Origin of the sequence: Pectobacterium carotovorum (assembly GCF_900129615.1) — a bacterium.
In the GTDB taxonomy this organism is placed as follows: domain Bacteria; phylum Pseudomonadota; class Gammaproteobacteria; order Enterobacterales; family Enterobacteriaceae; genus Pectobacterium; species Pectobacterium carotovorum.
Genome location: NZ_FQWI01000001.1, coordinates 473,396 through 490,672, shown reverse-complemented (window position 1 = coordinate 490,672; position 17,277 = coordinate 473,396). Strand labels below are relative to the sequence as shown.

Sequence of the window (17,277 nt, the reverse complement as noted above, 5' to 3'; positions counted from 1 at the left end):
ATGTTATTGGCAGGAATCATATTTTTACTGACCTTGATCCTGGTGATTTGGCAACCCAGAGGTCTCAGTATCGGATGGAGTGCCAGCATCGGTGCCGTATTCGCGCTGCTCAGCGGGGTTATTCATCTCAGTGATATTCCGGTTGTCTGGAATATTGTCTGGAACGCAACGGCGACGTTTATTGCGGTGATTATCATCAGCCTGTTGCTTGATGAATCGGGTTTTTTTGAATGGGCGGCACTGCACGTATCCCGGTGGGGAAACGGGCGCGGGCGTCTGCTGTTTACCTGGATTGTCTTGTTGGGGGCTGCTGTTTCCGCATTGTTTGCCAACGATGGCGCTGCGCTAATCCTCACGCCGATTGTGATTGCTATGCTGCTGGCTCTGGGGTTCAGTAAAGGTACGACGTTGGCGTTTGTTATGGCTGCCGGATTTATTGCCGACACGGCTAGCCTGCCACTCATCGTTTCTAATTTGGTCAACATTGTGTCTGCCGATTTTTTCAGCCTCGGTTTTACTGAATATGCTTCGGTCATGGTTCCTGTCGATATCGCAGCGATTCTCGCGACGCTGGTTATGCTGCATTTGTTCTTTCGGAAGGATATCCCCGCTACCTATGACGTATCCCGGCTGAAAGCACCGGCAAGCGCTATTAAAGATCAGGCAACGTTCAGCGCTGGTTGGGTGGTTCTGATTCTTCTGCTTACCGGGTTCTTTGTCCTTGAACCTTTGGGTATTCCCGTCAGTGCCATTGCGGCGGCGGGGGCACTTATTCTGTTTGCTGTGGCAAAAAAAGGCCATGCCATAAACACGAGTAAAGTGTTGCGCGGGGCGCCGTGGCAGATCGTGATTTTCTCACTGGGTATGTATTTGGTGGTCTACGGCCTGCGCAACGCGGGGTTAACGGAATATGTCTCCACTATTCTGAACCAGTTTGCGGAGGAGGGATTGTGGACTGCCACACTCGGCACTGGCTTTCTGGCCGCGCTTCTTTCCTCTGTCATGAACAATATGCCCACCGTGCTGATTGGTGCCTTATCCATTGACGGCAGTACTGCGTCAGGCGTTGTCAAAGACGCGATGATTTATGCCAACGTGATTGGTTGCGACTTGGGGCCAAAAATCACGCCAATTGGCAGTCTGGCGACGCTGCTTTGGCTGCATGTGCTGTCACAAAAGAATATGACGATTAGCTGGGGATATTATTTCCGTACCGGAATTGTCATGACCTTGCCTGTGCTACTCGTCACGCTGGTCGCGCTGGCGTTACGTCTTTCTGTCACTTTGTCATGAGATACTGATATGAACAATATTACCATCTACCACAACCCAGACTGTGGCACTTCTCGTAATACGCTGGAGATGATTCGTAACAGCGGCACAGAACCCACGGTTGTTTACTATCTCGATACACCGCCTTCTCGTGATGAACTGGTTACGCTTATTGGCGACATGGGAATAACGGTTCGTGCCTTGCTGCGTATGAATGTGGAGCCTTATACGCTATTGGGGCTTGCGGAAGAACGCTTTACTGACGAGCAGCTCATCGATTTCATGTTGCAACATCCTATCCTGATAAATCGTCCGATTGTTGTTACCCCGCTGGGAACCCGACTGTGTCGTCCATCAGAACGGGTGCTGGATATTCTCCCCGATCCGCAACAAGGCGCATTTACAAAAGAAGACGGAGAAAGAGTCACTGATGAATCGGGTAAACGTGTGAAATAGAGTCAGAAGGTGCACTCTGACTCGATGTGTTTCAGCCTTTACCATTGAGAATGGTTTGTCGTGTTGAGATCCTGAGCTGTGTCTCACAGCACCTTATTCAAAAAATTGATCGTCCGTGGGTGACGGGGATGGTTCAGCACTTGCCAGGAATCCCCGCTTTCGACGATTTTCCCGTCCACCATGAACACCACGCGGTCTGCCACTTCGCGGGCAAAGCCGATTTCATGCGTGACGACGACCAGCGTCACGCCGGAGCGGGCGAGCGATTTGATCACATCCAGCACCTCGCCGACCAGCTCGGGATCGAGCGCGGACGTTGGTTCATCAAACAGCATCACTTTCGGCTTGAGTGCTAGCGCGCGGGCAATCGCGACGCGCTGTTGCTGTCCGCCGGAAAGGTGGCGTGGGTAAGACTGCGCTTTATGGCGTAGCCCGACGCTTTCCAGCAGGGTAAAGGCGACATCTTCCGCTTCTTGACGTGAATACAGCTTATGCGCCAGCGGGGCTTCAATGATGTTTTCCAACACGGAAAGGTGGGGAAACAGATTGAAATTCTGGAATACATAACCGACGTTGATGCGCTGGCGTAACACGTCCTTTTCTTTCAACTCATAGAGCGTATTCCCTTTGCGCCGATAGCCGATGTAATCGCCGTCGATGCGGATAAACCCTTCGTCTACGCGTTCAAGGTGATTAATGGTGCGCAGCAGCGTGGATTTCCCTGATCCGGATGGGCCAAGGATCACGGTGACGGAGCCGGGTGCCAGCGTCAGATTGATATCCTCCAGCGCTTTATGCTGACCAAAATGTTTCGCTACATTGCGGATTTCGATCAGCCCACGAGCGCTTTCTGCCTGTGGCTGGGCGGTGGTGCGGGCATGAGCAAAATAATCGATAGCTTCAGACATGGTGAATCTCCAGAATCTGGGGGTTAACGTGCGCGCTTGCGCGTCAGGAAACGGACGAGTCTCTGGCGCGGTGTTAGCGGCATTTCACGCACCGCACCGCGGGACACATAGCGTTCCACGTAGTATTGGACGACGGATAGCACCGTGGTGATCAGCAGATACCAGATGGTGGCGACCATCAGCAGCGGAATAACCTGCTGCGTACGGTTGTAGATGACCTGAACGGTGTAAAACAGCTCCGGCAGCGCCAGCACATAGACAATTGAGGTACCTTTAGCGAGGCTGATGATCTCGTTAAAACCGGTGGGCAGAATCGAACGCAGCGCCTGCGGCAGAATGATGCGCACGGTGCGGCGACCGCTGGGCAGGCCGAGTGCCGCGGAGGCTTCAAACTGACCCGCATCTACGCCAAGAATACCGCCGCGAATAATCTCCGCCGTATACGCGGATTGCACCAGTGTCAGGCCAAGTACGGCAACGGAAAATTGATCCAGGAGATCGATCGTCGGGTAGTTCAGGAAGACGATGGAGGTGAAGGGAATCCCCAGCGCCAGCTCGTCATAGAGATACGAAAAATTGTACAGAATGATCAGCACCAGAATCAGCGGCAGCGATCGGAACAGCCAGATATACAGCCACGACAGGGTGGAGAGCAAATAAGACGGCGAAAGCCGGGCCAGCGCTAGCGCGGTGCCGAAAAAAATACTGAACAACGTACCCAGCGCGGTCAACAGCAGCGTTTGCCCCAGTCCGGCAAGGATCACCGGATTAAAAAACCACTCGGCAAAGACCGACCACTCCCAGCGCGGGTTCAGCGCGATTGACTGAATAATTCCGGCAAAAATAAATAGCGAAAACAGCGCGCCGGCAAAGCGAAAAGGGTAACGCGCGGGAACAATGTTCAACGGCGGTTCCTGTGTCTGGCTCAGCGGTGGTTGTTGAGAAGACGTGTGTAGAGATTGCGTCATGATCGATACCCGTTGAATGTGATGCTGAAAAATAGCGTTTTGTTGTTAGTGCATAGGGCTATTACCGTGCGCAAGGGTCAACACACTTTCAAATGGCGGGTGATAAGCTCGACTTCCGTTTGCCGTGCAACCTGTGGCGTCGCCGTGGCGAACAGGGCTTTCTTAAACGGTAAACGCCCGTCGTAAGGTGGAATGCTGTAGGTCACTGGATCGACGGTGATATCGAACTGAGGGGTATACCCGTGGCTCAGATATAAACTCACCGCTTCAGGCTGGCGGAAACCGGTCGTCAGGAAAAAATGCTGGTAGCCTAATCGCCGGGCGTGTTGTTCCAGTTCTTGCATCACTTTCCCCGCGAGCCCCTGACGGCGCAGCGAGTTATCCGTCCATACCCGCTTAATTTCGGCAGTGGTGCTGTCGTAGCGTTTAAACGCACCGGTGGCAATCGGTACGCCCTGACGCAGCAGCGCAATAAAAATGCCGTGCGGCTGTTGGTAGATGCCCGGCGGATCGCTTTCCCGCTCACCAAAAAAATCGCCATAGCGCTGTTCATATTCCGCGAACAGGCCGTCGATAATCGGGGCCACGATAGGATCCTCGGGCTGGGTAACAATGAAAATGTCGTCGGACATGGGGTACTCCTGATTCATTAGCGTATAGGGGCTATCGGCAACCATGGCGTGTCGATCATGGCGTCCCGATAGCCATTGAGCGGTATTAATCGCCCAGTCCTGGCGGATTGATTTCTGAACGGTCAATACGTTCGATACTTTCGCCCCAGCGGTTCAGTACCTTGTCGTATTCACCGCTTTTAATTACGCCGTTCAGCGCGGTATTAATCGGCTGTACCAGCCCGCTGCCTTTGCGTGTGGTGACCGCGATATGGGCGATGTTGGGGTAACCACCGTTGACTGTACCGACATGCTTAACTTTGCCCGTCAGCTCTGCTTTGTAGGCACCGATCACGTTGGGGCCGAAATAGGCATCGGAACGGCCGGATTGCAGACTCAGATTGGCAGCCGCATCGTCCGTGACATAAACCGGCTGAAAGGCGGGCAGGCCGTTAGCGCGATTCTGTTTATCCCACGCCAGCAGCACCGCTTCCTGATTGGTGCCGGAACCAACAATAATCTTCAGCCCGGCGATGTCCTTCGCTTCCTTGATGGACTGAATCTTACTGGTGGATTTCACATAGAAGCCGAGCGAGTCGATGCGGTAGGTGGCGAAATCAAACTTTTCCTTGCGCGCTTTGGTGACGGTAATGTTGATGATGGCGGCATCATACTTACCGGAGGCCACGCCGAGCGGCCAGTCTTCCCACGAGGTTGGAACGATATTCAGTTCCAGCCCGAGACTGTCTGCTACCAGTCGGGCGATATCCGGCTCGCTGCCCACCACGGTTTTGTTGTCGTCGGCCAGAAACGCCAGCGGCGGTGACGACCCCAGCGCGGCAATCGCCACGGTGAATTTACCCGGCGTGACGAATGTAAAATCGGCCGGAATCTGCGCAATCGCCTCCGCATTTTTCGGTGCATGGATCGGCTGTTGGTTGGCTTTCAGGTCGATGGCTGCCTGTGCGCCGGTCGTGACAGACAGCGTCCCGAGCAGCAGCGATCCCGTCAGTAGCCTTGTCAAACGCGATGGACGCATGCGATGTGAGTTGGATGAATATGCGATCTCTTTTTGCATTTTTTTTCCCTTGCAGGTGACTATTTATAATGGTTTTCGTGACGCCGTCACTTTTGTGAATGTGTCGCGTTTACTTAATCGCCGATACCCGGCGGGTTCACCACGGATTGCGTGATTTTTTCATCGTCTTCACCCCAGCGATCCAGAACCTGTGCGTAACTGCCGTTGTGGATCGCGCCATTGATGGCGGTGCTGATTGGCTGTGCCAAACCGTTGCCTTTCTGCGTGGTGACTGCGACGTAAGCGACCGTCGGGCCTTTACCTACCATGCGTGTCTTGCCCGTCAGCGCCGCTTTATAAGCCCCGATAGAATGGGGGCCGAAAAACGCATCGACGCGCCCGGACTGTATGCTCAGGTTGGCGGCGGCATCATCAGTGACGTAAACAGGCTGTACGGGAGGCAGGCCACTGGCGCGGTTTTGCCGATCCCAGCCCAGCAGAATGTTTTCCTGATTGGTGCCGGAGCCGACAATCACTTTCAGACCCGCGACGTCTTCTGGTTTGTTAATTGACGTAATCTTGCTGGTCGATTTCACGTAGAAACCCAGCGTATCAATGCGATACGTGGCGAAGTCGAACTTTTCTTTGCGCAGTTTCGTCACCGCGATATTAAAAATGGCGGCGTCGTATTTCCCCGCCGTGATGCCCAGCGGCCAGTCTTCCCAAGAGGCGGGCACCAGCTTTAGCTCCAGCCCGAGGCCGTCGGCCACCAGTCGCGCAATATCGGCATCGCTGCCGATAAGCGTTTTGTTATCGTCAGCCAGCAGCGACAGCGGCGGTGAGCTGAGTGCTGACACGGCAATCGTCAGCTTACCCGGCGTGACGAATTTGAAATGAGCCGGAATCTGCGCGATGGCCTCAGCATTTTTATCAGTATGAATAGGTGTTTGGTTGGCCTTCAGATCGATACGGCTAACGAATCCCGTGTCTTGCGCCTGCACGTTTGCCACCAGCGTGGCACTCAATAGTGCCGCCACGCGGGTTACCGTGATAAAAGGGGAACGCTTCACAGTGAATCTCCTGTTGCGCGAACTAGCGCGTAAATTGATTCACCGGATAATCCAGCGCCAGATTTTCCCGCAGCGTGTAGCCGGGGTATTCCTGACGGAACAGGCCGCGCTGTTGTAGCAGAGGAACGACGCGATCGACAAAGTGGTTGAGCGTATCCGGCGTGCCGCCCTGAATGATGAAACCGTCGGCCGCACCGTTTTCAAACCAGAGCTGTAAACCATCCGCCACCTGCTCAGGCGTGCCGCTGAATACAGGACGCGGTGATGCCGCCTCCAGCGCGACCTGCCGTAGCGTTAAGCCTTTTTCCTGCGCGTTGCGTTTGATTTCATCGGTGGTGCTGCGGAAACTGTTTTTCCCCAGATCGCCGATATCGGGGAAGGGCTCATCCAGCGGGTGCTGTGAGAAGTCATAGTGCTCAAAATAGCGTCCCAGATAATTGAGAGCGTCCTCAATCGTCACCAACTGTGCGGTTTCCTGATACTGGCGCTCTACGTCTTCAGCATCATTACCGACAATCACGCTGACGCCCTGGAAGACGTGCAACTGATCGGCCCGGCGACCGTTTTCTTCCAGCTTCTGTTTCACTTCGCGGTAATAGCGCTGTGAGTCTTCCAGCGTGTGTTGATGGGTGAAGATGGCATCGGCGTGTTTAGCGGCCAATTTTTGCCCGTCTTCAGACGCACCAGCCTGAAACACAATCGGGCGGCCTTGCGCGGATCGGCCAATATTCAGCGGCCCCTGTACCGAGAAGAATTCTCCCTGATGATTCAGCGTGTGCAGCTTATCAGGATCGAAAAACTGTCCGCTGGCTTTGTCACGAATAAAGGCATCGTCCTCCCAGGAATCCCACAGGCCTTTTGCCACCTGAAGGAACTCATCGGCAATACGGTAGCGCAGTGCGTGTTCCGGGTGCTGTTCACGGGAAAAGTTTTTCGCCGATCCTTCCAGCGGCGATGTCACCACGTTCCAGCCTGCGCGGCCGTTGCTGAGATGGTCGAGGCTGGCGAACTGCCGGGCGGTGGTAAACGGTTCGGAATACGACGTCGAGAGTGTGCCAACCAGGCCAATATGTGTGGTGACGGTAGCCAGCGCGGACAGCAGTGTCAGCGGTTCAAAGCGATTGAGAAAGTGGGGGATAGATTTTTCATTGATATACAGGCCGTCTGCCACGAAGACAAAATCAAATTTCCCTTGTTCGGCTTTTTTTACCGCATCCAGAACAAAGCCAAAATTAATGCTGGCGTCGGGTACGACGTTTTTATGCCGCCACGCGGACATATTTCCCGCTGCGCCCTGTAATATTAAACCCAGTCTTAATTGTCGATTTGCAGATGTTTGTTTTTTACTCATTGTCAGAAACCTTTTTATTAATTGAATGTGCTTATTATTAATTGAGCGTACTTATTGTTAATTAAACGAACTTCCATGAAAGTGAAAACAGTCCATCAATAAACCGTCAGCCAATAAACAAGCCATCAATAGGCATTCACGTATTCAATGAAAGGTTAATAAGACGTTAATAGTGTGTTTTCACTATTGATGAGGCGAGGCGTGATGTAAAACAACAAAAATGGATAATGAAATTCAAAAATTTCAGATTATGATATGACTTGTTTTGTTATTATGATGTTAATAATCATGTTTCTCGCCGTATCTAAAGGAAGTATTTAATGTCTGATTTGATAGCTGAACGACACGTCACCGCGAATGACGCGATTCTCTCTGCGGCGGTTGCCACGGTTGACCGGCAGGCGTTTCGTGATGCGATGGCAAGGCTGAGCGCGGCGGTCAATGTCGTTACGACGGATGGCCCGGCAGGTAAGGCCGGTTTTACGGCGTCCGCCGTGTCCAGCGTCAGTGATTCGCCGGGCACGCTGCTGGTGTGTCTAAATCGCGGTTCGTCGGTGTATCCCACGTTTCAGGCGAATACGCATTTGTGCATCAATACGCTGGCGGCCCATCATGAAGCGCTGTCGTCGTTGTTTGGGAGCCCGTCGTCTACCGAAGAACGGTTTGCAGCGGCGGAGTGGGACGTGTTACACACGGGTTCACCGGTGTTGCGGGACGCGCTGGTAGCGTTTGACTGTCAGGTTGAAGAGGTGGTGAGCGCGGCGACGCACGATATCTTTATTTGCCGGGTATTAGCGATTAAGCAGGGCGAAGGCACTGATGGTCTGGTGTATTTTTCCCGTCGTTATCATGCTGTTCGGGGTTAATGAAATACACTAACCAGACGCCAAGCCTTGCAGATAAAGTGCGTCGAGCGGGGGCAATGGATAGATCGTAAAGACGCTGCAAGTACCTCCCTGTAAGCTCGAGCCGCGCGGATATGAATCTCATCCCTGAGATTCACCCTTTCAGGGCCGTCGCAAGCGACGTTCAAAGGCGTTCCTAACGCCTTTGTCCTTGGCGCGGACGCTTTACTCTTCTATTCCATTACCCCCGTTTTAATCCTGTAAACTTGTCATCAGTCTGCCAACGAGAATTATTCAGGAAATAGACACCTCCGCCAGATTAACCAGACGAAGGTGGCTAGTTTTATAAATTAGCGTATTACGATGAAGACAGGACGGCCTGTGGTGAGGCGGCTTTCGTGGTGCTCAGGCGATGCAGTGCCGCTTCCGCTAACTGTGCGAAATAGCGAGAAGCGGGCGCAATCGCGCTTTCATCCGGGTTGAACTGAGGATGGTGTAAACCAAATTCGCTGTTTGAACCAATGCTGACGAACGTGCCCGGCACGTCCTGAAGATACAGCGCAAAGTCCTCACCGCTCATTTGCAGTTCGGCGTTTTCTACCTGATAGCCTGCGTCTCTAGCAATTTGCTTGCTGAAATCGGCCCATTCACTGGTGTTCACGACCGCAGGCGGGCCGGGATACCATTTCAGTTCCGCTTTTGCACCCAGTGCAAGGGCGATGCCGCCAATCAATTGCTCTATTCGTTCCGGTATCTCCGCGCGAATCGCGGCATTGTAGGTACGAACCGTCCCTTCCAACTCCACCGTTTGCGGCAGAACGTTCCAGGTGTTGCCGCCCTGAATGCGCGTGACGCTGATGACCAGCGACTCCAGCGAGCTGAAGCTACGACTGGGCAGCGTTTGCAGCGCATTGACGATATTGCAGGCGGTGACGATGCTGTCGATGCCCTGTTCGGGTTTGGCCGCGTGTGCGCCTTTGCCGGTAATGTGAATGGCAAAGCGATCCACGTTGGCATAAAACGGGCCGCTGCGTGTAGCGAAGGTGCCAGCAGGAAGTTCAGGCGCGTTGTGCAGACCGAAAACGGCCGCGACATCGGCGATCGCGCCGGCACGGATGAACTGTTTGGCGCCAGTCGAGACCTCTTCTGCGGGTTGGAAAAACAGCCTGACTTTACCCGGTAAGACAGATTCACGTTTTTTCAACAAACAGGCAGCACCCAGCATCACGGCGGTGTGGAAATCGTGGCCACAAGCATGCATGACGCCCGCGTGCTGAGAGCGAAACGGCACATCAACTAACTCTTCAATCGGCAGTGCATCAATATCTGCCCGCAGCGCAATCGTCGGGCCGCTACCGTGACCGATTTCGGCAACGACGCCTGTGGTTAACGCAAGGGGCAACAGGCGGATGTCTTTCTCTTGTAGCCAGCGGGTAATGTGCGCGGTGGTTTGGTGTTCCTGATTGGACAATTCCGGGTACTGATGCAAGTGCCGTCGCCAGTTAATTAACTGTTGCTCAAATGACGTATCACAACAGGGGATAGATTCAGCCATATCAATACACCTCCTTAACAAAACTTAAACATGCTAAAGGTAGCCGATAGCAACGCAATGGATAAATACCATCTGGTTATATTTCATGTCTTTTTATGATGGCGATTTTTTGTATTCATTTATTATGAATATTTCTGCTAACAAATTCTGTTATTAATATTTATTTTTTACACCTTTATGCAACATTCTTCTTATTCTGTTTTTCGCTATGACTGTTGTTTTTGTTATGACTATTTATTGCTGTGAATAGCGCTAGCACGCTAACGAATAGTCGCTGAAAATAAGGAAACATCGTGGGATATAAACTCAGTTTATTAGATCAAAGCCCCATCGCCGAAGGAATGAGTGCGGCGCAGGCGTTGGCGCAAACCGTGTCGCTGGCGAAAGTGGCGGAAGCGCTTGGCTATCATCGCTTTTGGGTTTCCGAACATCATAATTCCGATGAATTGGCGGGATCGTCTCCCGAGGTCTTGATCACCTGGCTATTGGCGCACACCACAACGCTGCGTATTGGTTCCGGCGGCGTGATGTTGCAGCATTACAGCCCGTATAAAGTTGCGGAGAACTTCCATGTGATCAGCGCACTGGCGGGCGGGCGTGTGGATTTGGGGATCGGCAAAGCACCGGGTGGGCTGCCGCTGGCGACGCGGGCGCTACAGCAGGAAATCGGTGAGACGCAGCGGGTTGCCTTTACGGAGAAGCTACACCAGCTAAACCGCTTTCTCGATAGTCATGACGAGACGGCCGAACGCCTGAACGCGACGCCATTACCTGAACAGACGCCACAGCGCTTTCTGCTGGGTGCCAGTCAGGAGAGTGCGCGGTTAGCTGCCTCGCTGGGCTGGAATTTTGTGTTCGCCGGGTTCATTAACGCTAGTGAAACGCTGCTGACGGAGTCTCTCCTGAGCTATCGGGAGTTGAAGCCCGCCAGCGCCCAGACGCTGCTGTCACTGTCGGTGATTGCCGCCGAACGTCATGAGGATGCGGAGGCACTGGCCAGCACGCAGCATAACTATAAAGTTTATATTGAGAACAAGCCGCCGCTGACGGTAGGCAGTCAGGAGCAGGCCGACAATTTCGTTCGGCAGGCGGGCGCAACGGATTTCCGTATCGTACAGGAGCCGCGTCATGTGCTTTACGGCACGCCGGAACATATTCATCAGCGTTTGGATAGCTACCATCAGCGCTTTGGCGTGGATGAGTTCATTATCCATACGCCTGTAACATCACCCCGCGAGCGTGAGGCGTCGATTCGGCTGCTGGCACAGCGCTGAAAACGTGAGCGATGACAAGGCGGTGCCGCCGTTTGATCGGTAACCTGATTCTGTATAGCAGAATAGTCGGGGTGAGATGATGGCGGTGCCAGAAAGCAAGGAAGCCTTGATCAAAGCAATCAACAGTCAGTTTGCGCTGTTAATGAAGCGAATCGAGGCCGTTCCTGCTGAACGCGCATTTTTGCCAGAAATGGCAGGACATGCGCAGGGAACGCAGATGAGCGCGGCCAATCTGGTGGCGTATTTGCTGGGCTGGGGCAATCTGGTGCTGAAATGGCATCAGCAGGAAGATCAGGGTAACCCCATCGATTTCCCCGAGACGGGTTACCAGTGGAATCAGCTTGGTTTACTCGCGCAAAAATTCTATCAGGACTTCGCTCATATTACCGATTGGTCTGAACTGGTCGCACGGCTTGTCGCGAATAAACGGGCGCTTATCGCGCTGGTGGAGCGCTATACCGATGCGCAACTCTATGGTGAATGTTGGTACGGCAAGTGGACGCGTGGTCGGATGATTCAGTTTAACACTGCCTCGCCTTATAAAAATGCGGCTGGACGGCTGCGCGCGTGGGAGAAAAACAAGTAACCCACTGATAGAAAATAAAAAAGATAGTGCTGATGGTTTGTCTTCTTTTTCCCATTGTCAGTGGCGCACCAGCGGTGTTTTTTCAGACAAAACCTTACATATTCCCTCTGCTTGATTGTTCTATACTCAGTAATAAGCAAGATAAGTTTTACTGACAGAGAAGATGAATAGGGGGAAGAAAAATGATTGGTCTCAACCTAGTTTATCCAGTGTCATATAGCTCCATGCCTGACAAACCTGATCACGTTCAGGGCATTTCCCGCTCGTCTCAGCTGTCTGGTTACCCTAATCAGGACGCGTCTACTCGAACCCGGACGACGTACGACAATAGCGCGTCGGTCTTTAAGACACCCATAGCCGATGGGGTTAATCGCCCAACGGAAAATAACCAGCTTAACGTCTACGTTTAAGACGATATCAAGCGGATAAAAATGGGCAATCACGTACTGTAAACGATCGTTTTCGGTGCGTGTGTTGCCTTTTTATTTTCATTAAAGCCTCTTCTAAAATCATCTTCTATAATAGTCGTTGTGCTCGGGATGGCAGATTTAATCGCGTATTTTTACAGTTAGTCTTCCTGAACTTCGTTGCTTTTGTGCTTCCATGAGGATTGGAATGGCAAATATTTCTATGAGAGATAATCGATGAAGAAATTACTTAATATTGCATTAATAAGAAGATTTACTGTTATTGCACTATTTGTTTTTTCAGCATCGGCATGCTCATTGAATCAGGGTAATAGCCATTTCGAAAAAGCATTGCTCACGCCTGAACAGATCAACGAAGCAATCGTCTATCAAAAGGATGCAGATAAAAATAGCGATGTTAAACCGAAAGAGGGGGAAAAATGGTTTAACGTCATCTTAGGACAGGAGCCCATTATCATTAGCGCCCCTCATGCTACCGAACCGTTTCGGGATGGAAAATATCGTTTCTCTGATGGAGGAGGGACGGCAGCGTTGGCAATCATGTTGGGAAAACTGACGGGTTCGACGGTCATCTATACAACAAAAGCCTCTCCTTCAGACCCCAACTACTACGATAGTAATGATTATAAAGCGAGGCTAGCCGAATTAATAAAATCACAAAAGCCGAAACTCATTATTGATATCCACGGCAGCCACCCTTACCGACCCTATGATGTTGATATCGGAACCATGAAGGGAAAATCTCTGCTGGGTAAAGACGAACTGGTGACCAAACTCATCGCCTCATTGCGAAATGAAGGGATTTCCAATTACTCAAACAACTATTTTGCCGCCTCCAAGAATGAAACCGTCACAAAGTTCGGCGCAGCACATGGCGTACCAACGATCCAACTTGAGGTCAACAGCGTTTGGATGGTGCCAAGTGAGGGTAATTATGAATCACATCGGTTTGCGCAATTGCTCCAGGGCATGGTTCGTTACGTCAATAGCGTAAAATGACAGTCGAGCACGCCCGACTGAATCACGTCGGTCGGGTTATCTGTATTAGCTCAGACCTGATCTGGCAATGTTGCTGCGCAGAGCTAAACGTAATTTGGCGGGCGGCTCTGTGCCAGAAGCGGAAGTTGATAAACTCTGTTATTGGGGACGGATCAGCACATGTATTCTGCCTGATCTCAGGGTAACGATGTCATAGCGATTTAATAATCTTCATCAATTATGTATCATTTTGGACCATTTTATCCGATTGTGAACCGCAAGCCGGTTTTAAAGCTCTGACTGTCAGAAATCATTTTCCGGACGAGCGCGAAATCGTCTTTTTCACAGAATACGTATTGCTCGGAAAACCGGACTTGCTGGCTGTTCAGCCACATTACCTGGTCCGGCGCAGACTTCATTGTATGGAAATTAATTAAGGCGTTGGCCTTCGCAATCCGACTTGCAGGATTTAAACCGGGAGGGAGGGTCAACGGGGCAAGCGCCATGCGGCGCTGTAAATCTCTTTTGCGGCTGATTTGTAAATCTCGGATAGAGGGGCAGTACATACCGAGCGTCAGTGTAGAGGAGAGCGGCAGGTAAATCTGAATGCCCGGCAGAGCCAGCCCGAGGTTACCGTACGGGCCGAAATCATTATTGTTATGCATCACAACAGGACTGTCAGACACGTAGAACGGATGATCAGAGGTTGTCTCAAAGAGGTACCAGTCCTTGGCCAGAAGGTGGTCGATGTGTGAGGCCTGCTGCACTAGTTGCTGCAGGAAAATATTCCGTGAGTCCCGTTCGGGCGAGAATCCTAGTGCTTTGGTAACCTGCTCCGGAGTAGCTCCCATGGCGGTAACCTTGTCAGCAATAGCAGATATCATCCCAGTAATGCGTTGCTGCTCGCTAAAGGTTCGTGCACGCTGAATAGCAACGAACACGGCAAGCTTATAGCGTTCTTCACCTGAGAGATTGCGGATATCTCGGCATTCTAGCAGTTGATGGATCACGGGTGCCGCTTCGCTTTCGTATATACCCATTAGCGGCTCTAAGCTAAGTCTTTCAGGATGATCGTCGAGGTTATAGAAGGTGTTCCGGACGGTCGCATTCATGATGTTAGTAACAAAACTACGTTCGTTATGCTTATCAAAGGTATAAAGCTGAGGATACTTGCCTCTACCTAAAGTGGCAAAGCCCTCCAGCAAAAAACGTGGCACTGTATGCTGCCTTACAACGTCAGTCTGCAGACCTAGTGAGTCGGCCATAAAAAGTACTCCTTCAAAGCCATTGTCAAAAGAAGAAAAGCAATTTGAAAACCTTTTGTAAGGAAATTTTGACGACCAGATATCCTACATGTCACATCATAATCACAAACTTTCATAATTAAGACTATCTTCATCGTCATTTGAGTCATTAATCATTTGAAGCGCATCGCGAGTACGCTCATAATTACTTTCAGGGTATGATTTAAATTCAATATTTTCCAAATCAATTAATGTTCTTTTTAACTTGAAGGAGTTATTAGAAAGTGACATTTCGTAGAAGTCAATGCCGCCCAACCTTGATTGTAATGCTCTCATGACGGAAAACTTAGCAGATTCTTTAAACCTCAAACCGAATGTAACATCGCTTAATCGAAATTGTGAATCCTGTAAACCTTGATTATTAATAACTCGGTATTCATTCTCATACTTCCAAGAAGGAGCTTTGCTGAGAAGAATGACCCTATCAATCTCTTTTTTAGCAGCATTCCTTAAATTATCACTACTACCAAATAACATATCATGAACTTGTTGAGTTCTAATAAATCGCTTACCTTTGTAATCAACAGGGTAGATATCTGCAGAGTCATTTTCAGAAACGTCATATCCAATACAAAAACCCTTATGTTGATCAGCGTAGTGCGACCACATTAAGGGACAATTAAACTTTTTTGCTAATGAAAGGACACCAATCTCATAATTTTTTAGTAAATATCTTTTAATATGATAACTGGCACTATCACCAAAATCGTCGCCAAAAAAATCAACATTTTCTGCAATATTATTGATTAATCTTTGAGCTTCACTTTCACCTAACATTTCAATTTTCTCTAATGTTCTTGGACCTCTATATTTAATTTTTTTTGCTGCTTTCTCTAGTTCCTTTTGATGATTTTCTTTTACTAATTTATGAAGAATAGCGTTCAATTCATCGAAATTATCGATGTCGTTTAACACGGAAGGATTACAATCCAAAGGATCATTGAATGTTGTTGGGTCGGCAAAATACAGTCTATCACTTACAAGCAAGTCAAGACTATCAACACTAAAACTTTTATATTTATATAAACGAGAAGGAATGTTCTTTATCATCACTTTTATCTCATAATTTTTTTTGGATATTATCTACATTTTTCATGCTCATGGACAATAGTAAAATCGAGAAATACTCTCTACGTAAGGGAAAGCCTTTTCCCCATGGATATTCATCAACTTGAGCGGGGAAACTTAGGTCATATTGACCTGTTCCTAGTTGACGATACACCTCGGTGTTCATTAAGCCCTCAAAGTGGTGAGACAGACGCTAACTTCCGCCCCTCGCTCAATGCAGCCTGTCAGATTTGATGGTGTTCTGCCCGCAAAAACTGTCAGTTCACGTCTAAGCGAATGCAGTTTATCTGCAGTCTGCGTGTGATCCGTTTCTGTTATCGGGATGACGATCAAACGGGCGGGTTACCGTACGGCCCGTTCTGAATGGAATCTCTGACCTGCAACTCCGACAAGAACAGATTTTCTTTCGAGAGATAGCCGCCGTCCAGCATCGCGATCAGGCGGTTAATCACTTCGTTGATCATATCGCTCACAGGATCTTTGACGCTGGAGAGCGACGGCTTCAAAAACGGGGCAGTGGGAATATCGTCGAACCCGACGACAGAAACGTCGTGCGGGACGGCAACGCCAGCCTCATCCAGCGCTTTTATCGCGCCAATCGCCATATCGTCATTGCTGGCGACAACGGCGCTGAACGATACCCGGTTATCGCGCAGGGCGTTAATGGCGAGCGAACCGCTGCGCGGTGTCCATTTTCCTCTCACAATTAACTCGTCCCGTACCGCAATATTGGCCGCCGTCAGAGCATCTTTATAGCCGGAAAGGCGTTCGATAGCCGTCGGCGAATCCAGCGAACCGGTGATAAAAGCGATATCTCTATGGCCGCGTGCGATCAGATGCTGCGTGGCGTTATAGCTGGAACCTTTGTGATCGCAGCAGATGCAGTGGCTCTGGTGTTTACGCAGTTTACGGTTAACCACCATGATCGGCTGCTTGTGTTTCTCGATGATGTCGTCCATTTCATCCACGTTGAGAAAACGGGGATAGATGATGATTGCATCACAGCGCAATCCCAGCAGGAATTGAATCGCGGCTCTTTCTTCATCGGCGCTGTGTTTGCCATCGACCAGAATCAACTGACGCCCGTTGTCTTCCAGTTTCTTGGCGGCCTGTGACAGCAGTTCGTTAAAATAGCTGCCGTTATAGAGCGTGTTGGTCACTACCAAACCAATACAGGCTGATTTGCTGGTCGCCAGATTCCGTGCCAGTAAATTGGGCCGATATCCCGTCTCCTCAATGGCCTGATAGACCAGCGTTTTGGTTTCTTCACTGGTATAGCCTTTGCCCGATAGCACGCGCGACACCGTCGCTTTTGATACGCCTGCTTTCTTCGCCACTTCCTGCATTGTCGACATGAGACATCCTGAGACGTTGAATACTTCCATCATTTTACACACTTTATATCCGTCATACGTCAAGTTGCATGTGTGTCGGCCGCAAGGGGATGAGGGCGGGTGCGATCGAGAGAAAGATCACATTTCTATGGCGATCGTGGTCACATAAGTAAAATATTAACAATTCATCTATTGAAATTACATTAACATATAAACACTATCATGTGGAACCGGTTACCCATCGACGTTTC

General features: G+C 50.5%; 17 protein-coding genes. 7 read left to right on the top strand and 10 right to left on the bottom strand.

Annotation, left to right across the window (positions count from 1 at the left end):
• Together BUB06_RS02230 and arsC are read left to right on the top strand one after the other, a co-directional pair.
• Positions 1-1,293, top strand: coding sequence for an arsenic transporter (locus tag BUB06_RS02230; RefSeq protein WP_039473272.1), 1,293 nt, complete (start codon positions 1-3; stop codon positions 1,291-1,293).
• Positions 1,294-1,302: 9 nt separating this feature from the next.
• Positions 1,303-1,728, top strand: coding sequence for a glutaredoxin-dependent arsenate reductase (arsC, locus tag BUB06_RS02225; protein ID WP_039473269.1), 426 nt, complete (start codon positions 1,303-1,305; stop codon positions 1,726-1,728).
• Positions 1,729-1,811: 83 nt separating this feature from the next.
• Here the strand turns inward: arsC and BUB06_RS02220 are convergent, their stop codons facing one another.
• The 6 genes from BUB06_RS02220 to BUB06_RS02195 form a co-directional block, all read right to left on the bottom strand.
• Entirely contained in the window at positions 1,812-2,636 is an 825-nt protein-coding gene (locus BUB06_RS02220; protein ID WP_039473266.1) for an amino acid ABC transporter ATP-binding protein, read from the bottom strand.
• A gap of 23 nt (positions 2,637-2,659) precedes the next feature.
• Complete coding sequence (locus BUB06_RS02215) at positions 2,660-3,604, bottom strand: amino acid ABC transporter permease (protein ID WP_039473263.1); 945 nt, start codon at positions 3,602-3,604, stop codon at positions 2,660-2,662.
• A 77-nt stretch (positions 3,605-3,681) separates the two neighbouring features.
• Positions 3,682-4,236, bottom strand: coding sequence for a GNAT family N-acetyltransferase (locus tag BUB06_RS02210; protein ID WP_010295611.1), 555 nt, complete (start codon positions 4,234-4,236; stop codon positions 3,682-3,684).
• An 85-nt stretch (positions 4,237-4,321) separates the two neighbouring features.
• Positions 4,322-5,293 carry an ABC transporter substrate-binding protein gene (locus BUB06_RS02205; RefSeq protein WP_039473260.1) on the bottom strand — a complete coding sequence of 324 codons (972 nt, stop codon included), beginning with the start codon at positions 5,291-5,293 and terminating at the stop codon, positions 4,322-4,324.
• A gap of 74 nt (positions 5,294-5,367) precedes the next feature.
• Positions 5,368-6,303: an ABC transporter substrate-binding protein gene (locus tag BUB06_RS02200; RefSeq protein ID WP_039473256.1), complete on the bottom strand. Its 936-nt coding sequence runs from the start codon at positions 6,301-6,303 to the stop codon at positions 5,368-5,370.
• A 22-nt stretch (positions 6,304-6,325) separates the two neighbouring features.
• The gene (locus BUB06_RS02195) at positions 6,326-7,654 is read right to left on the bottom strand and encodes an LLM class flavin-dependent oxidoreductase (protein ID WP_039473255.1); all 1,329 of its coding nucleotides are present in this window, start codon (positions 7,652-7,654) and stop codon (positions 6,326-6,328) included.
• A 320-nt stretch (positions 7,655-7,974) separates the two neighbouring features.
• Between BUB06_RS02195 and BUB06_RS02190 the strand changes: the two genes are divergently transcribed.
• Positions 7,975-8,520: a flavin reductase gene (locus tag BUB06_RS02190; RefSeq protein ID WP_010295620.1), complete on the top strand. Its 546-nt coding sequence runs from the start codon at positions 7,975-7,977 to the stop codon at positions 8,518-8,520.
• Positions 8,521-8,857: 337 nt separating this feature from the next.
• Here the strand turns inward: BUB06_RS02190 and BUB06_RS02185 are convergent, their stop codons facing one another.
• Positions 8,858-10,054, bottom strand: a complete 1,197-nt coding sequence (locus BUB06_RS02185; protein WP_048329286.1) for a M20 peptidase aminoacylase family protein — start codon at positions 10,052-10,054, stop codon at positions 8,858-8,860.
• 293 nt (positions 10,055-10,347) lie between these two features.
• Between BUB06_RS02185 and BUB06_RS02180 the strand changes: the two genes are divergently transcribed.
• The 4 genes from BUB06_RS02180 (at position 10,348) to BUB06_RS02165 (ending at position 13,341) form a co-directional block, all read left to right on the top strand.
• Positions 10,348-11,328 carry an LLM class flavin-dependent oxidoreductase gene (locus BUB06_RS02180; RefSeq protein WP_039473252.1) on the top strand — a complete coding sequence of 327 codons (981 nt, stop codon included), beginning with the start codon at positions 10,348-10,350 and terminating at the stop codon, positions 11,326-11,328.
• A gap of 79 nt (positions 11,329-11,407) precedes the next feature.
• The gene (locus BUB06_RS02175; protein ID WP_039473371.1) at positions 11,408-11,914 is read left to right on the top strand and encodes a ClbS/DfsB family four-helix bundle protein; all 507 of its coding nucleotides are present in this window, start codon (positions 11,408-11,410) and stop codon (positions 11,912-11,914) included.
• A gap of 224 nt (positions 11,915-12,138) precedes the next feature.
• Positions 12,139-12,324: a hypothetical protein gene (locus BUB06_RS02170; protein ID WP_236689870.1), complete on the top strand. Its 186-nt coding sequence runs from the start codon at positions 12,139-12,141 to the stop codon at positions 12,322-12,324.
• A 234-nt stretch (positions 12,325-12,558) separates the two neighbouring features.
• Positions 12,559-13,341 carry an N-formylglutamate amidohydrolase gene (locus tag BUB06_RS02165; protein WP_039473250.1) on the top strand — a complete coding sequence of 261 codons (783 nt, stop codon included), beginning with the start codon at positions 12,559-12,561 and terminating at the stop codon, positions 13,339-13,341.
• 239 nt (positions 13,342-13,580) lie between these two features.
• Here BUB06_RS02165 and BUB06_RS02160 read toward each other — a convergent pair whose 3' ends face one another.
• The 3 genes from BUB06_RS02160 to BUB06_RS02150 form a co-directional block, all read right to left on the bottom strand.
• Complete coding sequence (locus BUB06_RS02160) at positions 13,581-14,585, bottom strand: DUF4238 domain-containing protein (RefSeq protein WP_039473248.1); 1,005 nt, start codon at positions 14,583-14,585, stop codon at positions 13,581-13,583.
• A gap of 102 nt (positions 14,586-14,687) precedes the next feature.
• On the bottom strand, positions 14,688-15,674 hold the full coding sequence (locus BUB06_RS02155; protein WP_051982104.1) for a DUF2971 domain-containing protein: 987 nt from the start codon (positions 15,672-15,674) through the stop codon (positions 14,688-14,690).
• A 347-nt stretch (positions 15,675-16,021) separates the two neighbouring features.
• On the bottom strand, positions 16,022-17,047 hold the full coding sequence (locus tag BUB06_RS02150) for a LacI family DNA-binding transcriptional regulator (RefSeq protein ID WP_039473245.1): 1,026 nt from the start codon (positions 17,045-17,047) through the stop codon (positions 16,022-16,024).
• Between the last annotated feature and the right edge of the window lie 230 nt (positions 17,048-17,277).

What these genes read in the sequence shown, in the direction of transcription:
- BUB06_RS02230 (WP_039473272.1), top strand. Translation starts at nt 1, where the DNA reads ATGTTATTGGCAGGAATCATATTTTTACTGACCTTGATCCTGGTGATT.
- arsC (WP_039473269.1), top strand. Translation starts at nt 1,303, where the DNA reads ATGAACAATATTACCATCTACCACAACCCAGACTGTGGCACTTCTCGT.
- BUB06_RS02220 (WP_039473266.1), bottom strand. Translation starts at nt 2,636, where the DNA reads ATGTCTGAAGCTATCGATTATTTTGCTCATGCCCGCACCACCGCCCAG.
- BUB06_RS02215 (WP_039473263.1), bottom strand. Translation starts at nt 3,604, where the DNA reads ATGACGCAATCTCTACACACGTCTTCTCAACAACCACCGCTGAGCCAG.
- BUB06_RS02210 (WP_010295611.1), bottom strand. Translation starts at nt 4,236, where the DNA reads ATGTCCGACGACATTTTCATTGTTACCCAGCCCGAGGATCCTATCGTG.
- BUB06_RS02205 (WP_039473260.1), bottom strand. Translation starts at nt 5,293, where the DNA reads ATGCAAAAAGAGATCGCATATTCATCCAACTCACATCGCATGCGTCCA.
- BUB06_RS02195 (WP_039473255.1), bottom strand. Translation starts at nt 7,654, where the DNA reads ATGAGTAAAAAACAAACATCTGCAAATCGACAATTAAGACTGGGTTTA.
- BUB06_RS02190 (WP_010295620.1), top strand. Translation starts at nt 7,975, where the DNA reads ATGTCTGATTTGATAGCTGAACGACACGTCACCGCGAATGACGCGATT.
- BUB06_RS02185 (WP_048329286.1), bottom strand. Translation starts at nt 10,054, where the DNA reads ATGGCTGAATCTATCCCCTGTTGTGATACGTCATTTGAGCAACAGTTA.
- BUB06_RS02175 (WP_039473371.1), top strand. Translation starts at nt 11,408, where the DNA reads ATGGCGGTGCCAGAAAGCAAGGAAGCCTTGATCAAAGCAATCAACAGT.
- BUB06_RS02170 (WP_236689870.1), top strand. Translation starts at nt 12,139, where the DNA reads ATGCCTGACAAACCTGATCACGTTCAGGGCATTTCCCGCTCGTCTCAG.
- BUB06_RS02165 (WP_039473250.1), top strand. Translation starts at nt 12,559, where the DNA reads ATGAAGAAATTACTTAATATTGCATTAATAAGAAGATTTACTGTTATT.
- BUB06_RS02160 (WP_039473248.1), bottom strand. Translation starts at nt 14,585, where the DNA reads ATGGCCGACTCACTAGGTCTGCAGACTGACGTTGTAAGGCAGCATACA.
- BUB06_RS02155 (WP_051982104.1), bottom strand. Translation starts at nt 15,674, where the DNA reads ATGATAAAGAACATTCCTTCTCGTTTATATAAATATAAAAGTTTTAGT.
- BUB06_RS02150 (WP_039473245.1), bottom strand. Translation starts at nt 17,047, where the DNA reads ATGTCGACAATGCAGGAAGTGGCGAAGAAAGCAGGCGTATCAAAAGCG.